This window comes from Solibacillus sp. FSL W7-1464 (genome assembly GCF_038004425.1).
In the GTDB taxonomy this organism is placed as follows: Bacteria; Bacillota; Bacilli; order Bacillales_A; family Planococcaceae; genus Solibacillus.
The window spans coordinates 3,561,808-3,578,153 of the sequence record NZ_JBBORC010000001.1 but is presented as its reverse complement, the minus strand read 5'-3'; the positions used below and the strand labels follow the sequence as shown (position 1 = coordinate 3,578,153).

At 36.6% G+C, this 16,346-nt stretch carries 16 protein-coding genes; 11 read left to right on the top strand and 5 right to left on the bottom strand.

Translation table 11 applies throughout. From position 1 onward, the window contains the following. Positions 1 to 98 precede the first annotated feature (98 nt). The 3 genes from MKZ25_RS17865 (at position 99) to MKZ25_RS17855 (ending at position 2,144) form a co-directional block, all read left to right on the top strand. Complete coding sequence (locus MKZ25_RS17865; RefSeq protein ID WP_340802652.1) at positions 99 to 1,013, top strand: DUF1002 domain-containing protein; 915 nt, start codon at positions 99 to 101, stop codon at positions 1,011 to 1,013. Between the two features lie 93 nt (positions 1,014 to 1,106). Next, complete coding sequence (locus MKZ25_RS17860; protein ID WP_340802651.1) at positions 1,107 to 1,388, top strand: GNAT family N-acetyltransferase; 282 nt, start codon at positions 1,107 to 1,109, stop codon at positions 1,386 to 1,388. Positions 1,389 to 1,736: 348 nt separating this feature from the next. After that, the gene (locus tag MKZ25_RS17855) at positions 1,737 to 2,144 is read left to right on the top strand and encodes a 3-oxoacyl-ACP reductase (protein WP_340716616.1); all 408 of its coding nucleotides are present in this window, start codon (positions 1,737 to 1,739) and stop codon (positions 2,142 to 2,144) included. Between the two features lie 175 nt (positions 2,145 to 2,319). On the opposite strand, the gene MKZ25_RS17850 is transcribed toward MKZ25_RS17855, so the two are convergent. Both MKZ25_RS17850 and MKZ25_RS17845 read right to left on the bottom strand, forming a co-directional pair. Continuing rightward, complete coding sequence (locus MKZ25_RS17850; protein WP_340802650.1) at positions 2,320 to 3,840, bottom strand: succinate CoA transferase; 1,521 nt, start codon at positions 3,838 to 3,840, stop codon at positions 2,320 to 2,322. A 333-nt stretch (positions 3,841 to 4,173) separates the two neighbouring features. Next, on the bottom strand, positions 4,174 to 4,824 hold the full coding sequence (locus MKZ25_RS17845; protein ID WP_008405802.1) for a LytTR family DNA-binding domain-containing protein: 651 nt from the start codon (positions 4,822 to 4,824) through the stop codon (positions 4,174 to 4,176). Between the two features lie 578 nt (positions 4,825 to 5,402). Here MKZ25_RS17845 and MKZ25_RS17840 point away from each other — a divergent pair. From MKZ25_RS17840 to MKZ25_RS17830, 3 genes are all read left to right on the top strand, one after another. Beyond that, the gene (locus MKZ25_RS17840; protein ID WP_340802649.1) at positions 5,403 to 6,197 is read left to right on the top strand and encodes a helix-turn-helix transcriptional regulator; all 795 of its coding nucleotides are present in this window, start codon (positions 5,403 to 5,405) and stop codon (positions 6,195 to 6,197) included. Between the two features lie 226 nt (positions 6,198 to 6,423). Next, complete coding sequence (locus MKZ25_RS17835; protein ID WP_340802648.1) at positions 6,424 to 6,678, top strand: hypothetical protein; 255 nt, start codon at positions 6,424 to 6,426, stop codon at positions 6,676 to 6,678. Between the two features lie 25 nt (positions 6,679 to 6,703). Beyond that, positions 6,704 to 7,591 (top strand): M15 family metallopeptidase, encoded by an 888-nt coding sequence (locus MKZ25_RS17830; RefSeq protein ID WP_340802647.1) that lies wholly within the window; start codon positions 6,704 to 6,706, stop codon positions 7,589 to 7,591. Positions 7,592 to 7,693: 102 nt separating this feature from the next. Here MKZ25_RS17830 and cls read toward each other — a convergent pair whose 3' ends face one another. After that, positions 7,694 to 9,160, bottom strand: coding sequence for a cardiolipin synthase (gene cls / locus MKZ25_RS17825; protein WP_340802646.1), 1,467 nt, complete (start codon positions 9,158 to 9,160; stop codon positions 7,694 to 7,696). A 92-nt stretch (positions 9,161 to 9,252) separates the two neighbouring features. After that, positions 9,253 to 10,053, bottom strand: a complete 801-nt coding sequence (locus MKZ25_RS17820) for a YwqG family protein (protein ID WP_340802645.1) — start codon at positions 10,051 to 10,053, stop codon at positions 9,253 to 9,255. Between the two features lie 478 nt (positions 10,054 to 10,531). Here MKZ25_RS17820 and MKZ25_RS17815 point away from each other — a divergent pair, with 478 nt between their 5' ends. Continuing rightward, positions 10,532 to 10,669, top strand: coding sequence for an Lmo0850 family protein (locus tag MKZ25_RS17815; protein ID WP_176141992.1), 138 nt, complete (start codon positions 10,532 to 10,534; stop codon positions 10,667 to 10,669). A gap of 93 nt (positions 10,670 to 10,762) precedes the next feature. Here MKZ25_RS17815 and MKZ25_RS17810 read toward each other — a convergent pair whose 3' ends face one another. Continuing rightward, the gene (locus MKZ25_RS17810) at positions 10,763 to 11,953 is read right to left on the bottom strand and encodes an FtsW/RodA/SpoVE family cell cycle protein (RefSeq protein ID WP_340802644.1); all 1,191 of its coding nucleotides are present in this window, start codon (positions 11,951 to 11,953) and stop codon (positions 10,763 to 10,765) included. A 294-nt stretch (positions 11,954 to 12,247) separates the two neighbouring features. Here MKZ25_RS17810 and MKZ25_RS17805 point away from each other — a divergent pair, with 294 nt between their 5' ends. The 4 genes from MKZ25_RS17805 to MKZ25_RS17790 all read left to right on the top strand — a co-directional run bounded on the left by MKZ25_RS17805 (position 12,248) and on the right by MKZ25_RS17790 (position 16,342). Then, the gene (locus MKZ25_RS17805) at positions 12,248 to 12,997 is read left to right on the top strand and encodes a hypothetical protein (RefSeq protein ID WP_340802643.1); all 750 of its coding nucleotides are present in this window, start codon (positions 12,248 to 12,250) and stop codon (positions 12,995 to 12,997) included. Between the two features lie 98 nt (positions 12,998 to 13,095). Further along, positions 13,096 to 14,169: a D-alanine--D-alanine ligase gene (locus tag MKZ25_RS17800; RefSeq protein WP_340802642.1), complete on the top strand. Its 1,074-nt coding sequence runs from the start codon at positions 13,096 to 13,098 to the stop codon at positions 14,167 to 14,169. 12 nt (positions 14,170 to 14,181) lie between these two features. Further along, positions 14,182 to 15,552, top strand: a complete 1,371-nt coding sequence (locus tag MKZ25_RS17795; protein WP_340802641.1) for a UDP-N-acetylmuramoyl-tripeptide--D-alanyl-D-alanine ligase — start codon at positions 14,182 to 14,184, stop codon at positions 15,550 to 15,552. Between the two features lie 91 nt (positions 15,553 to 15,643). Beyond that, the gene (locus MKZ25_RS17790; protein WP_340802640.1) at positions 15,644 to 16,342 is read left to right on the top strand and encodes an alpha/beta hydrolase; all 699 of its coding nucleotides are present in this window, start codon (positions 15,644 to 15,646) and stop codon (positions 16,340 to 16,342) included. Positions 16,343 to 16,346 lie beyond the last annotated feature (4 nt).

The window sequence follows — 16,346 nt, the reverse complement described above, 5'->3', positions numbered from 1 at the left end:
GAAATGCATATGAAACCTTTTACTTTTTTTATTCGTATTAATTAAAGAATGTATAGTAAAATGGGACATCATATACATTCGCAAAGGGGGATTTATAAATGAGACAAAAATGGATGGCTGTCATTGCTGCATTTGCGTTATTGATTTCTTTCGTTTTACCAATGAACGCTTCTGCGGCGACTACGGAACAAAAAAATCCAATCAATGAAAAGCTAGGTGTACCAATCGTTGTTTATGGAAGTAACTTATCTGCTGATGAAAAAGAAACAGTGAAAACTGCTTTGCGTGTTGATCAGGAAACAGAAGTAGATGAAATCACAATTTCAGGACAGGATTTAGCAAAATATATAAAAGATAGTAACCCAAGTTCACGCATGTTCTCATCTGCGAAAATTACACGTCAAGATGCAGGCAAGGGACTTACAATCAGTATCGTAACACCAGATAATATTACACAAGTAACATCGGAAATGTATGCAAATGCCATGTTAACGGCAGGTATTGAAGATGCAGTTGTGGAAATTGCAGCACCAAAACCGGTAACAGGTCACTCTGCATTAGTCGGAATATATAAAGCATATGAAGCAAAAACGGGTGAGACATTAGATATTGAGCGTACAGATGTTGCGAATGACGAATTATCCGTTGCTACATCAATTGCTGAATCAGCAGGAGTTTCAGATGCACAAGTTGCAGAATTATTAACAGAAATTAAGAAAGCAATTGCTGAAAATAAACCGGCAACAAAAGAAGAAGTCAAACAAATTGTTGAAGAACAGCTGAACAAACTGCAAATCAATTTAAGCGAAGCAGACCGTCAGCTTTTGGTTGATTTGATGGACCGAATTAGTAATCTGAATATCGACTTCAGTAAATTATCTTCACAGCTATCGGATTTAACAGCAAAGTTCGATGAGAAGTTCGGTGCATTATTGGAGGATGAAGGATTTTGGCAAAGCGTCAAAAATTTCTTTAATAATTTAATCAATACCATTTCATCTTGGTTCAAATAAAATAGTCATAAAAGCACCTGTAAATCGGGTGCTTTTGTTTTTGTTGAAAATTCAGTTTATGGTATATTGTGAATTACAGAAGGAGGGAGAAATATGGAATTTACTTTTAAAGACAAAGGGAACAACTATGGTGCTCTGGAATATGAATTGAATGGTCAGCGTGTAGCTGAGATTACTTGGGTTTTAAGGGATGGAATCATGAATATGGATCACACGTATGTATCGGATGTATTGCGCGGCCAAGGGGTAGCTAAAAAGCTTTTAGATGCAGCTGCGGACTATGCTCGAGAAAATAATTATAAGATGAATGCCATTTGCTCATATGTCGTTTCTTCATTCCAAAAAAGTGACGCGTATGACGATGTAAAGGTATAGCAGCATATAAAAAACACGATTTTCATTTATTTTGGAAATCGTGTTTTATTATGGAATTATAATGTTTTTTCGATTTAATATCATTTTTGTTTAAAACCCGACAAATAATGAAATCATAGCTGTAATTACTCCAGATACACCGAGAAGCATAATAATTTCGGTACCTTTATATGTAATTTCTTTGTTTTGAAACATGTTGAACACTCCTTTTATTTTTTATTTATATATATTTATCCAATTCAGGTAGTTTTTAATCCTATAACACTGAATGTTTTAAAAGAATTACGAAGGGTATATTAATTTATATGAAAAGTGAAATTAAATTCCGAAGTAGGAGGTAATATTATTATGGCTAAATTAAAAGGTAAAGGCGTTGTAGTCGCAGGTTTATTAGCAGGTGCTGCTTCATTTCTAAGTAAAAAGGAAAACCGCGATAAAGCAATGGATTATTTGAATAAAGCAAAAGGCAAGGTAAATGAAAGTGGTGGAGTGCAAGGTTTAATGGAGAAAGTCCAAGGTAAAACGGCTGGTTACAGTAATGAAGATGCACATCCATCATCTACAGGAGATTTGGATACAAATATTGCGAAATCGGCTTCAGTCGGAAAAGATGATTACAAAAAAGAATCATTGGAGGAAGTTGCATCGACAGCTGGTGAAGTTGCAGATCATACGTTAGAAGGTAACCAGATGGTCGAAGAAGGCGCACAAACAACAACTGATTACTACAATTATGAACAGGACAAACGAGCATAAGCAGTTGTGTAAACAATATAAAAACAAGGCAGGCGGGAACTTAGCCTCCTTTTTTTTATGATACATGTAGGGTTAATAACGTAGTGAGCAAGGTATTAGACCTCAAAACGATAAAAAGGGTTTGTCATGAAACGTTATAAAACGTTTCAAACAAACCCTTTAACATGTATAAAGATTAAGCGTTAGCTGTTTCTTTTTTCATTGTTTTGTTTTTAGCAAGATTAACGTGCCAAGATAGAGCTTCCTCTAAGATGTGAGGAGTGTGTGCGCCGCCAGTTGCTTCGTAAGCGCGGTTATAGTAATCCCATAACTGCTCTTTGAAATCTGGGTGAGCACAGTTTTCAATGATTAATTTTACGCGCTCTTTTGGAGCAAGTCCGCGTAAGTCAGCGATACCTTGTTCAGTTACAATTACATCTACATCGTGCTCAGTGTGGTCTACGTGAGAAACCATTGGTACGATTGAAGAAATCGCGCCGCCTTTTGCATATGATTTTGTTACAAAGATACCAAGACGAGCGTTACGTGCGAAGTCACCAGAACCGCCGATACCGTTCATCATTTTAGTACCTGAAACGTGTGTAGAGTTTACGTTACCATAAATATCTAACTCTAGAGCAGTGTTAATTGAGATTAAGCCCAAACGACGGATAAGCTCTGGGTGGTTAGAAATTTCCTGTGGACGTAAGCAAATTTTATCAGCATACTTTTCTAAGTTGCCGTAAACTTTTTTCTGTAATTCTTCTGTAAGTGTAATAGAAGTTGCAGCTGCAAAGCGTACTTTACCAGCATCAATCAAGTTGAATACTGCATCTTGCAATACTTCAGAAGCAACTACCAAGTTTTCGAATTCTGCATCAGCAAAGCCGTCTAATACTGCGTTTGCTACAGATCCTACACCTGATTGTAATGGCATTAATTCATTTGTTAAACGGCCCGCTTTGATTTCAGAACGGAAGAAGTCTAATAAAATGTTTGCCATTGTTTGTGTTTCCTCATCTGGAGGAACGATTAATGAAGGAGCGTCAGGCTCTTCGGAAATAACGATTGCTTTAATTTTAGCTGGATCCACTTTAATACCGATTTCACCGATACGTTGCTCAGCATTTGTCATTGGAATCGCTTCACGCTTACCTTGTTCACCAGGAACATATATATCGTGAATACCGATCAATGCTTCCGGATGAGAGATATTTAATTCGATAATAATGTTCTCTGCATATTCAGCGAAAATTGGTGAGTTACCTACAGAGTTTGATGGAATAATTAAACCGTCTTCTGTAATTGCAACTGCTTCTAAAATTAAGTGTTTAATCGGACCGATAATTCCTTGACGTACTAACTCAGCATTGTGAGAAAGGTGTGCGTCTACATAAGAAATTTGGTCTTTGTTAACTAAACCGCGCATTACCGCATCCCCTTGGAAAGGACCGCGTTTGTTGATAACACCAGCAGCAGCTAAGTAGTTATCAACTTCAGGACCTAATGAAGCCCCTGTATATACATCAATTTTAAATTTTTCGTTTTTAGCGCGCTCTACTAATGCCATTGGTACAACTTTAGCATCACCTGCGCGAGTAAATCCTGACATCCCTACCACTGTGCCATCTTGGATTAAAGCAGCAGCTTCTTCAGCAGATACAACTTTATCTACTAATTGTTTTAAACCTAAACGTTTCTCAACTCGTGGATCCATTAATAAATCCTCCCCTAATAAGTTATTTAATCGTTTGATAAACAGAAAAATTTTGTAATTTTCTGTGTTTTTCACCAGGTAGTAAACCGGCATTTATGCTAATATTATCATCAAATTGTCACATTTACTTCACGCACAACATAAAAGCGCTTAAAAGATGATTATTAGAGAAAATTAACGTAAAAGAGAGTAGAAAAAGGATTGTATCTTAATTGGGTTAATTAAACTTTTAGCAAATATGCACAATTAAAGTCGGGGAAATAGGTCAAAAGACTAAGGGGAGGGATGAAAATAAAAAAGCGACCCGTATGTACGGATCGCTTTTACATTATTTTAGAATCCTAAAGAACGACGGAAGTAGCTTGCATAGCGTTGGCTTACAGGAATACGTGTACCGTCTTTCATAATTAATAAGAAAGTTGAGTGTGAATCTGGCTGGATTTCGTCAATGTAATCGATATTTACAATATAAGAACGGTGGCAGCGGATGAACGAATCAGGAGCTAAAAATAGCTCTAAGTCACTTAAGTTCAAGCGGTGATAGCCTTCACGGTGCATCGTTTTTACAAATGTTTTACGCAATTGAGTCTCCAGATATATTACTTGGTTGTGTTTAATTGGGTACCAGCAGTCGTCAATTTTCACTGTAATATAATTTGTTAAGAATGGAGAAGGTTTTTGAGGGAAGATTGCTGTAATAGCACCTTTAGTTTCGCCTTCTTCAATGAGAGGGATACTCATTCCGTAATATGGAACTCCGAATACGTCCGATTCAATGTATGAATTGATCTTTTGGCCGTAAGTTAATGCTTTGTATGCAGCAGAACCTTCTTTAATCGGATCGCCCGGTTTGATTTTCAAATCTACTTTTTTGCTTGGCTGGTAATATAAATACTCATTTGTATCTGAAATAGCAATTGATGTATTTTCAGGGAAAAATTCTTTAATGACTTCCATAATTTCTTCTATTTGTCTTGGATCCACTTTATAACACCTCTTTATAAGCATTTTATACAATTATGAACTATTTTACTACATATTTAAAGAAATTGGGTGAGGAAGATTTTTTAAATCGAAAATTATTTTTTGAAGATTTAAAAAGGAATCTTTTTCAAGAAATATTTAATGAAAAAATAGCGTGAAAATTACTATGCTAAAAGAGTATGATTGGGAGAAATATGCATTTTTAAATTCCTTTATTTCTTTAATTGGAAGTAACCTAATAATTTTGTCCTAGGGTAATTGTTAAAATTAGGTTGAAAGCAAAACTTGTAATATGGTAATATTCACTATAGTTACTAATAAAATGTACGATTGTACGGAGAACAAAGCGTACTGTAATAGTATAAATATAAAATTGTATAAATAATTACTTTGCTTAATAAAAGAAATTTACTATGGAAATTTCTTATCATTAATATAATAATATCACTTATTATGAAATGCAGAATGGTCATGTAAGGTACATCTGCAGAAATATGACAAATTCTTGTACATTTGTATTAGGCTTGTCTTTCTAAATAAGTAATAGAAGGTCATTCTGAAGAAAGATGGGGTAACTTATGCAACTACATCAATATTCAATCTCGGAAACAATTTCAAAACGGTATTTTCAAGAGATTGACAATATCAATCAATATGCTGGTATAGAAGATTTTTTTGTTCTGGAATCTCGATTGATTTTTGAAGTTTATCATTTAGAAGTAGCAAAAGCGAAGAAGACATTACACGAAATTATAGACATATTATCCGCACGCTTCGGAAAACAAGTCATTAAAGTAGTGCGCTCGTACTTTGTTACGTTATCCTCAATTGTTGCGCGTAAGCTTTTAGATAATCAAGTCCCTTCTAAAAAAGCGTTTGCCTTCAATTTAGCATGTGCAGATATGATTGAAAACAAGATGAAGGATGCCGAGTTTCTGCAATTTGCAGATGACTTAATCGATTTTTATGTGTACTTTATTGCTGACCGAAAGCAGCCTACATTCCGTCACCAAACAGTAAACAAAGTAATTATGTACATAAATGATGAGCTGGAAAATGATCTAACAGTTGAAAGTATTGCAGCGAATTTCCATATTAGTACGAGTCATTTATCGCGTATTTTCCGTGAGCATGTCGGGATCACTTTAGTGGAGTATTTAAATGTTCGCCGTGTAGAGGAATCCCAATACTATTTGCGTCATACTAATAAAAGTATAACGTCAATTTCAGATCAATTCCATTTCTGTAATCAGAGTTATTTCACTAGAATTTTCAAGAAATATACAGGTGTTACACCTAAACATTTCCGTGATGAATTGCATCATGAATTTTTCCGATTTGAAATTCCGGAAGTAGAGTACGAAGGTGTTTAATTACTTTATTCTCTTTCGGCTGAAAGTTTCAGAAAAAAAAGAATAATATATGAAAACTCTGCATGGTATATATTATTACATGTAGAGTTTTTTGTTTTGAAAGCTAGTTTGTGCCTTTAAGATTTTCAAAATTGCATTATCAATTAAGCTAGTTTTATACTAAACAAAGGTTGAAAAATAGATTGCTTTGAATGAGAACATGCAATCATCATGTAAGGAGAGAAAAATGAAAAAATATGAAAGAGTGATCTCACTCATCTTAGTTGCTGGAGCTAGTTTAACCGCATTATTTTTCATTGTAAAACAAAATATGGAGGCGGCCATTTTAGCTATGACGATTATGTTTACGTTTACGAATTTTTTCCGTTCGCGTACATTTAAAGAAAAGGGTCATGAAAAAGAAGCAAAATGGATGCAGAAAATGTCGATGATTTTTGCGGTTTTATCGATTATTGTTTTATTTGTTATTGTCACAGGATAAAAATATAAAAAGAAGGCGAAATGGAATGAACAGAAAAGCAAAGAGAAAAAGTCCGATCGCAATGATTGTATCCATTTCAATTGTTATTTTAATCGCGATCTTAGGGTCAATTTATTATAAATTTGAAGTAGCACAACCTGGTACAGAAGACGAATCTGTTGCACCAAATGAACTGGAAAATGAAGAAATGCAAAATAAATCAAATGAACCAGAGCCGTCGAAGCCACAAGATCAAAATGCTGATGATTTGGCTTCTTCAGAAAAAAACAGTGAAAATCCCGCGGTAAATTCCGGGGAGCAGCCTGTTAAACAGCCTGCTAAAGAAACTCCGCCCGCTACGGAAGAAGTGGAGATGGAAAATGGATATATTGTTGGTCAAAAGCCTGCAACAGAGCCTACTTTTGTAAATGGAGTTTTAATTGCGAATAAGAAAAATCCCCTTCCTTCTACTTACAATAAAGGGGAAGATCCTAAGGCGCGTGCTGCTTTTGAAATAATGGCAAAAGCAGCGATGGAAAATGGAATAGAGCTCGTTGCTTTTAGTGGTTTCCGTTCTTACGAGTATCAAAAAACACTATACGACCGATATGTGAAGCGAGATGGGAAGGAAGCGGCAGATCGCTATAGTGCAAGACCAGGGTATTCCGAGCATCAAACTGGACTTGCTTTTGATATTGGAGAAAAGGGTCGTGAAGATTTGTGGCTGACAAATGATTTCGGCGCCACGGCAGCAGGACAGTGGTTGGCACAAAATGCCCATAAGTACGGGTTCATATTACGTTATCCAAAAGGAAAAGAAGAGATTACAGGTTTCATGCATGAATCATGGCATTTCCGCTATTTAGAGGGTGAACTAGCGACAAAAATATATGAAGCAGGCGTAACGCTGGAAGAATATTTAGGAATTCAATAAGACTAAAAACTAAATTGTAAAAGAAAAAACCAATTTTCCCACTCTGGAGGAAATTGGTTTTTTACTGTACTCCAAAGGATTTCAACTCTACAATTCCCAATCCTAGAGAATCGGGGACAGTAAACGTGAAATGGATTCTTTGAATTTAATAAAGTTGGACCGGTTTTTATACAGTTCATATGTGAGCTCTGAGCAGTCTAATATATCGCTTTCAAATATTTCAGCAAGGCGGTGTGCCAATAATCTATCATAAAGAAGTGCATTCACTTCAAAGTTCAAACTAAAGCTTCGTACATCGATATTAGCGGTGCCGACTGAAGCAATTTCATCATCCACGACTATCATTTTGGCATGTATAAAGCCCTTTTCGTACTGGTACACTTTTGCGCCCGCTTCAACGAGAGGTCCAACATAGGAATACGTTGCCCAATAGACAAACAAATGGTCCGGTTTATTAGGAATCATAATCCGCACATCGATCCCGGAGAGGGCAGCGATCCGGATAGCATCAAAAAAAGATTCATCCGGGATGAAATACGGGGACTGTATGTACACGTATTTTTTTGCATTTGCGATTAAATGCAAATAATTGTTTTTAATGACTTCCCATTCTGTATCAGGCCCACTTGAAATGATCTGGATTGCAGCGGTTCCTTTTTGAGGGATTATCGGGAAATAGCGCTCCGCATAGCATATATCATTTTTGGCGCTAGCCTGATTCCAGTCTAAAATGAAGCGAGTCTGCAACGGGTGGACTGCGCTCCCTTCAATACGTAAGTGGGTATCACGCCAGTAGCCGAACCGGTCCGATAAACTTAAATATTCATCCCCAACGTTAAAACCTCCTATATAGCCGATACGCCCATCTATTATGGAAATTTTCCTGTGATTTCTAAAGTTTAAACGTGGATTGATGAGAGGCAAAATCGAAGGGAAAAACACTTCTACTTCACCGCCTGCTTCGATCAGTTCTTTAAAATGCCGCTTCCGAACTCCGCGTGAGCCCATTTCATCAAACAGTACCCTTACTTTTACACCTTGTTTAGCCTTTTTTATTAAAGCATTTACAATGCGTTGACCTAAATTATCCAGTTTGAAAATATAGTATTGAATATGAATATGGTTTTTTGCATGTTGAATATCATTTATAAGTGCTTCGAACTTATCACTGCCATCATCGAAAATCTTTACATCGTTATCCTGTGTCAGGACAGCATTGTTTGTTTTTAAATTCATATAGATAAGATGATTATAACTTTTAATATGTTCTGCACGCAGTTCCAGTTCATTATTCTCGATTGCTTCAATCTGATAATTAATTAATTGTTCAATGCCAATATCTTTTCTGCCATCCCATCGGAATAAATGCTTCTTTCTCAATTGTCTTCCTAATAATAAGTAGAGGAAAAATCCAACAAACGGCAAGAAAAAAAGAACGAGCAACCATGCCCAAGTTGATGAAGGTTTTTTGCGCTCTAAAAAGATGACAGTCAGGGCAAATAGAACATTTATAAACATAATAAGTGGTACCAGAATGGAACTTTGAATAATTGCGCTCAAAAGATTCACCTACTTTCCTTCTTTCATATCATTATAGCCTATGGATGCAAAACAAAAAAAGAAACACTCAATTATTATTTAAACGAGTGTTTCTAAATGGTTTAGTATTCCTCAACATGGAAGTAAATATCCGAGAAATCACATTGTGCTAATTTTTTGGAGTTGATGAAGAAGCTGATGATTCCACTATCCCCCCACATAATATTTTGCTCATCGTTTGAAACGATTTGCAGTAATAAAGTGTCATAGTGCTGTAAATAAGGTGATGCTTTTCTGAAATCCTGATGTATAAAATATGGATAACCGCCAATTTTATGTTCGGCAGCTAAATAACTTTCTAAATACACATCTTGAAATGAACGGTCATCCAATGTAATGGGGGCATCCATTATTTCAGGTTTAAAATAATTATTTAACCGGTAGTCCATTGCCGACACTGGTTCGAATTGAGTTTTTGGAATGAGCTTCATCTCTTGCCGAATCGGGAAGCTGCTAGTGTTTACGTCCTTTAAATATGTGAAATCATGAATAAACTCATTATATTGACCTTGAAAAGGTATATATTGTACTTTAAATGACCGACATTCTGACTGAAACTTTTCCTTTTCATAACATTGCTGCGGGATATAAAATTGTAATATACCATCTTGTGGAAATGGGTAATCAAGCTGAATTTCCGCAAAGTTAAGTTGTGCCAAAAAAAGCATGTAGTGATTGTGATTGTCTTTCGGGTGTTCCATTTTATTTGTTAAAAAGGGTAGACCGGCAAATTTGCTTTCATGCAAAAATGCGGGTTGTTTCACTGGTTTTAAAATAGCTGCTTGCTCAGCTGAATGACTTAAGCTCGTATGAAAATGTATTAATTCTTTAGGGATATAAATATTTTTTTCTATATGTGACATTTAAAGTTCCTCCTACTGAAGTAACTATGGGTAATGGTGAGTTTAATGGAAATGTAAGGTCGGAAATTTGTTTGATTTTAATAAGTATTACTTCAAAAATTGTCATGATATTTTACAATATTTCCACTTGTAATTTTTGTTAAACATCATTCGAAAAATAAGGCAATTCATTTTAACTACATATATAAAATCAAATTATTAAATAACATGTATTCGAGTAGATTATGTAAATTAATTCAAAAGTAATTATAAAATTTAAAAGGAAAAAATTTCTTAAAATATTTCCTGAAAAGGTTTATTATAGATAATAAAAGGTTAAAATTAATTATGTTTTAGTTTTGTCACAAAACAGGAAAGAAAAATTAGTTTTTACGTGGTAACATATGAATTAGTAGAAGGTCTGACCTTATTAATTTGAAACTTTTAACATGAAATATCGTTATATATATTAACAAAGGAAAGTTTGAGGTGTAATCAAATGGCGAAAGAGATTGATTTAAAGCGTATTGTTACAAACTTATCAAAATTAGGTGTTACGGCGACAGTTACGAAATCTCGTCTTGAGCTTTTAAAAGTTTTAACACCACCAACACAAACTCCACAAACGCAAAATTAATGAAAGTAAGGTGTGGTGAAACCCAGTTCATCGCACCTTACTTTCATATTAAGCAATAAAAAAGGACCTGCGATATACGCAGGTCCTTTAATTTTATTCGTCGTCCGGATCATTTGTTGTAAACATATATGTCCGGTAATGAAACTTCATACTATAGACGAGACCGATTGCTAAAGCATTCCCCATCATCGAACTACCGCCATAGCTAATGAAAGGTAACGGAATCCCTGTAATGGGCAGAAGTTGTATCGTCATACCGATGTTTTCGAATACATGGAATGTAATCATGGCGATAATCCCGGCACATACATAAGTACAAAACGGATCTTTTAGCAAAAGCGTCATTTTTGTTAAGTGGTAAATTAACAGGAAGTATAGGCAAATAACAGCGCTTGCACCGATAAAGCCCCATTCTTCGCCAATTACTGCAAAGATAAAGTCGGTATGGTTTTCAGCTACATATACTTCACGTGCCAGGAATCCTTTACCGAATACTTCACCGGAGCCAATGGCATTTAGTGAAGTAATTAAATGATAGCCGTCTGAAGTCGCATATGAGTATGGGTCTAGCCATGAGTAGATCCGGGCGAATTGGTATGGCTGGAATCCGAATGTCTTTTCAAGGAAATCCTGCATATACAGGGCCATCCATAATAATGATCCGCCGACAACAGCTGCCCCGCCGAGAAGAGGCAGAATGATTTTCCAGGTAACACCAGCAACAATCACAAGTGCAACGGTAATGGCTATGAATACGAGGCCTGAACCTAAATCCGGCTGAAGCATAATTAAACCGAGCGGCACGATTAAAGTTACACCGATTTTACCTAGTAAGATCATATCGGACTTTATTGTTTTAATCTGGTATTTTTCGTTATGCCTGCTTATCAAATAAGCGGCGGACAAAATGAAAAACGTCTTCATGAATTCGGCAGGCTGGATGCTTCCGATCGGTGTATTAAACCAACTGTGCGCACCGTTCCGCTCAATTGTGATGCCTGTTGATGCCGGAATCGCCACAACGGCAACAAGCAGTATCAGCCCCATACCATATAAGGGCCAGGCCAGTTTTTTGTACTGGTCGGGATCAAAGTACATGACAACTGCAACAATGAAGGCAAAAATCGCATAGTTAAGCATTTGTTTCGGGACAAAGTTTGTTCCGTATTGCCCGGATGTCTGCGCAGAGGCGATGGCAAGTAAACTCACACCTAAAAATAGGATCAAAATTATCGTAAGTGTCCAGTCGAACCGTTTATTGAAATTATAATTGTTTGTATCCATTCGTTTCACCTTAAATTATTAAATTTAACCCGTTAAAGGGCCAGAAGATACCAACAAGTTGATGGTTCTTTAAATCGGTAACAACATTACCCGTAAAAAAAATCGCAGATATAGGAAAGTTTTCACGGAAATTGCTGTATTGTTTTAAGCTTTATATACTTTATCATATTCTTTTAAAAATTACTTTAGTAAGACTAATTTAAAAGTTGGACGAAACAGGTGAGAAAATGTTTCAAATTTGAATGAGAAGTCATATAATAATCATATTATTCATATTAAAGGGGCGTGCAAATCGTGGCGAAGAAAATGAAATCTGCTGAAGATTTTATGCATCATTTATATATTCATATGAACGATGTCGAACATTTTGTTATATATAGTGGTCTTACACTGAAGGAATTCATGGTTTCGGTCGACCCCGTAAAAAATGTTCTGTTATTAAAGCACGCGTACGACAACGGCTCTTTTAATATGCATACCCAATTTGATTTTGTAACAAATGAAGATATGCGCGATTTTCTGAAAAAGGAAAGCGATTTAAAGAAAGATTTATGCTGGGTAGATTTTACGACAGAGAAAAACATTAATACGTTAACTCCCCTTGAACAGGCAGAACTTCTTTATTTAAGTCATAAGCGTGAACCGCTTGCATCGCCTTTTTTCAATAAATTGCAAAATCGCTATGCTTATTACTCATCTGTAACTGACAAAATGACAAAAGTATACTATCGTTTTATAGGTGATTCTGAAATACTTGTATCAAATTTATTTAATCGAATGATAAGAGATAAAGAAGGTGTTGGGAGCTTTTGGAGAAGAAAGAATAAAATCAATTCACCGACAATCGATCCTTCTACATTAAGATTATATCGACCTTTTGCTAAGGAAGGCGCATTACTGTCATTATATAAACTAGATAAACCAAATTCCCATTACGGAGTCGAAATCCGGGTGCTGAGTGATTATGATTACCCTGATGAAGTTTGGGACGATTTAGATGAAATATTAAAACAAGGCTATGATGAATTAATACAAATTAGTTGACACTCACAGCGAACAGGGCAGTGGGTGTTTTTTATCCGATTTCAGCGTTTAGTGCATTCGTGATAAAATAAGGTTAGTGAAAACTGGAGGTCAAAAAAATGAAAAAAAGAATTGGTTTATTATATGGTGGTAAGTCAGCCGAGCATGAAGTATCACTCTCAACTGCAAAAGCAGTAACGCAAGCATTGGATTTTAATGAGTTTGACGTTTTCCCGATTTTTATTACATTGAAGGGTGAATGGCGTGTTGGACCTCAATTAACAGAACCCGCTCAAACGATTGAACAATTACAATTTACGACAGTATCAGACCAGTCTGAAAATAATATTACGCAATTTATTGCAAAACATATGGATACTCCATTTGATGTCATTTTTCCTTTACTACATGGCACGAACGGCGAAGATGGAACGGTACAGGGCTTTCTGGAAGTGCTGAACATTCCTTATGTGGGGAATGGTGTTCTTGGTTCGGCATCAGGTATGGATAAGGTAGTTATGAAGCAATTGTTTGAAATGGCAAACTTGCCGCAATTACCTTATGAATACTTTATTCGAAGCGAATGGGAACGGGAGAAAGAAGCTTGGATCAAAAGATGCGAACAATCTTTAGGGTATCCGATGTTTGTTAAACCAGCTAACTTAGGATCAAGTGTAGGGATCAGCAAAGCGACGAATGCTTCGGAACTGGAAAAAGCTGTTCAATTTGCACTGCAATATGACCGTAAAATTGTAATCGAACAAGGTGTCACAGCACGGGAAATTGAACTTGCTGTGTTAGGGAATGATACACCCAACGTTTCAGTAGCAGGCGAGATTAAGCCGATGACTGAGTTTTACGATTATGATTCAAAATATAAAGATGGTTCGACAGCATTAATTATTCCGGCACCATTGCAAGATGATGTCTATAGAGATTTAGTTGATATGGCGAAAAGAGCGTTTAAAGCAATTGATGGAGCAGGTTTAGTGCGGGCAGATTTCTTCGTAACTGAAAACAACGAAATTTTCATCAATGAAGTAAACACGATGCCAGGATTTACCCCGGTAAGCATGTATCCGTTGCTGTGGCAGCATACAGATTTGCCATATCCGCAGTTAATTAAAGAGCTGATTGGCTTTGCACTGGAACGTTTTACAGAAAAACAACAGCTTCAATACAACAGAGATTGAGTGGGATAAAAAGTGAAAAAAAGTTTACAGCAAATTGCAGCATGGTTAACGATAGAAAATCAGTCATTTCCTGAAACGATTGTCACAGGTATTTCCATTGACACACGGACAATTGCAAAAGGGGATTTATTTATTCCTTTCCGTGGAGAAGCCGTAAACGGGCACCGTTTTGTCGAGCAGGCATTTGAAAAAGGCGCGGCAGCTTCTTTATGGATGATCGATGAGCCGAATCCTCCGGCACATTTGCCATTAATTTTCGTGGAAGACCCGGAGCTTGCACTTCAGAAAATGGCAGAATGTTACCGTAATGAGCATAAAGCAACATTTATCGGAATTACCGGTTCCAATGGTAAAACGTCGTCAAAAGATATTTTGGCAGGGGCACTTTCTCCATACTTTAAAGTACAAAAGACGATCGGAAACTTTAATAATCAGCTCGGTTTGCCGATTACGATTCTACAGCTTGATGAAGATACAGAAGTTTCCGTATTGGAGATGGGGATGAGCGGTTTCGGTGAAATTGAATTTCTGACGAAGCTGGCCCGACCACATTATGCCATTATTACAAATATTGGTGAAGCCCATATGCAAGATTTAGGATCGCGCGAAGGAATTGCGAAGGCGAAGTTTGAAATTGTAAAAGGATTGTCTGAAGAAGGGATTCTTTTTTATGATGGTGATGAGCCGTTACTTCAAAACTTAGTTGCAAAAACACCGCAGTTAAAAACACAGGCATTTGGTTTTAGCCGGGAACAGAATTTGGCAGCTTCGCAAATTAAAGCGACAGCACAAGGAAGCAGCTTCCATGTAGATGGAGTAATACAAGGTGATTTCTTTATTTCGGTTTTAGGAGAACACCAAGTAAAGAATACATTAAGTGCAATGCTGGTGAGCAAGGCATTAGGTTTGACCGATGAACAAATTCGCGGAGCATTAAAGAAAGTAGTTTTGACAGATATGCGGATGCAGCTTGTTCCGGTCGGCGATTTATTATTTATTAATGATGCGTATAATGCGGCACCGACATCGATGCATGCTGCTATTCAATTTGCTGAGCAAACGACGATTCGTGCTGAAAAGTGGCTTATACTCGGGGATATGCTTGAGCTCGGGGACGATGAAAAGCAGATGCATGAAGGAATCGCCGCGCATATTCATCCTGAAGAAATAAGCTATGTTTGCTTATATGGTCCGCGTATGAAGTGGCTCCACAATAAACTGCAAGAGAAATTTGATGCTGGGCATTTAGTGTATTCCGAAAATGAGTACGCACCGATTATCGAAAAAATCCAATCTCATGCAACAGACGAGTCCATCCTTCTAGTTAAAGGTTCTCGTGGAATGCAGTTGGAGAAAATTATCCATTCAATTGAGTTAGCCTAGTGCTAGCTCATTTTTTTGGCGCAAAAACTTTTTTCGACTTAAAATGTCGCTTATTATAAATAATAACAGCTCATTGAAAGCGGGTGTTTTAATGAAAATCGGCGTCCTGTTTTTACATGGATTTTCAGGTGGACCGTATGAAGTGGAGCCTTTTGCGCATTATATAGAGCAACGAATAGATTGGACAGTAAGTATTCCGACATTTTCAGGTCACGGCGATGCAGAGCACTTGGCGATGAAAGGTTATAAAGCTGAGCACTGGATGATGGAAGCGGAAATCGCATATCGGCAGTTGAAAAAGCAAGTTGATGAAGTCATTGTCGTCGGCTTTTCAATGGGTGGTGTCATTGCGATGTACTTATCTATACGTTACCCAGTAAAGAAGTTAGTACTCCTAAGTGCTGCAGCCAAGTATGTGAGTCCTACACAATTAGTGAAAGATGTTCGAGCAATTGCCCAGGATATGGTGCATAAAAAGTTAGAAGAAAACGAATTGTTTGCACGTTATAAATTTAAATTTAAAAATGTTCCGTTAACAGCAACGATTGAATTTATGAAGGTCGTGAAAAAAACGGAACCTTATATTAAAAACATTCAGTGCCCTACATTTATTGTACAAGGGGAGCTTGATGGTATTGTGCCCAGTACAACAGCCCAAATTTTATATGAACAAATTCAGTCGCAGAAAAAGCAAATGTATATTTCAGATTGTGGAAAACATCATATTTGTTACAGTGATGATTGTGAGCGATGGTTTGACCAAGTGTATCGATTTTTATTGGAGCATTAAATAT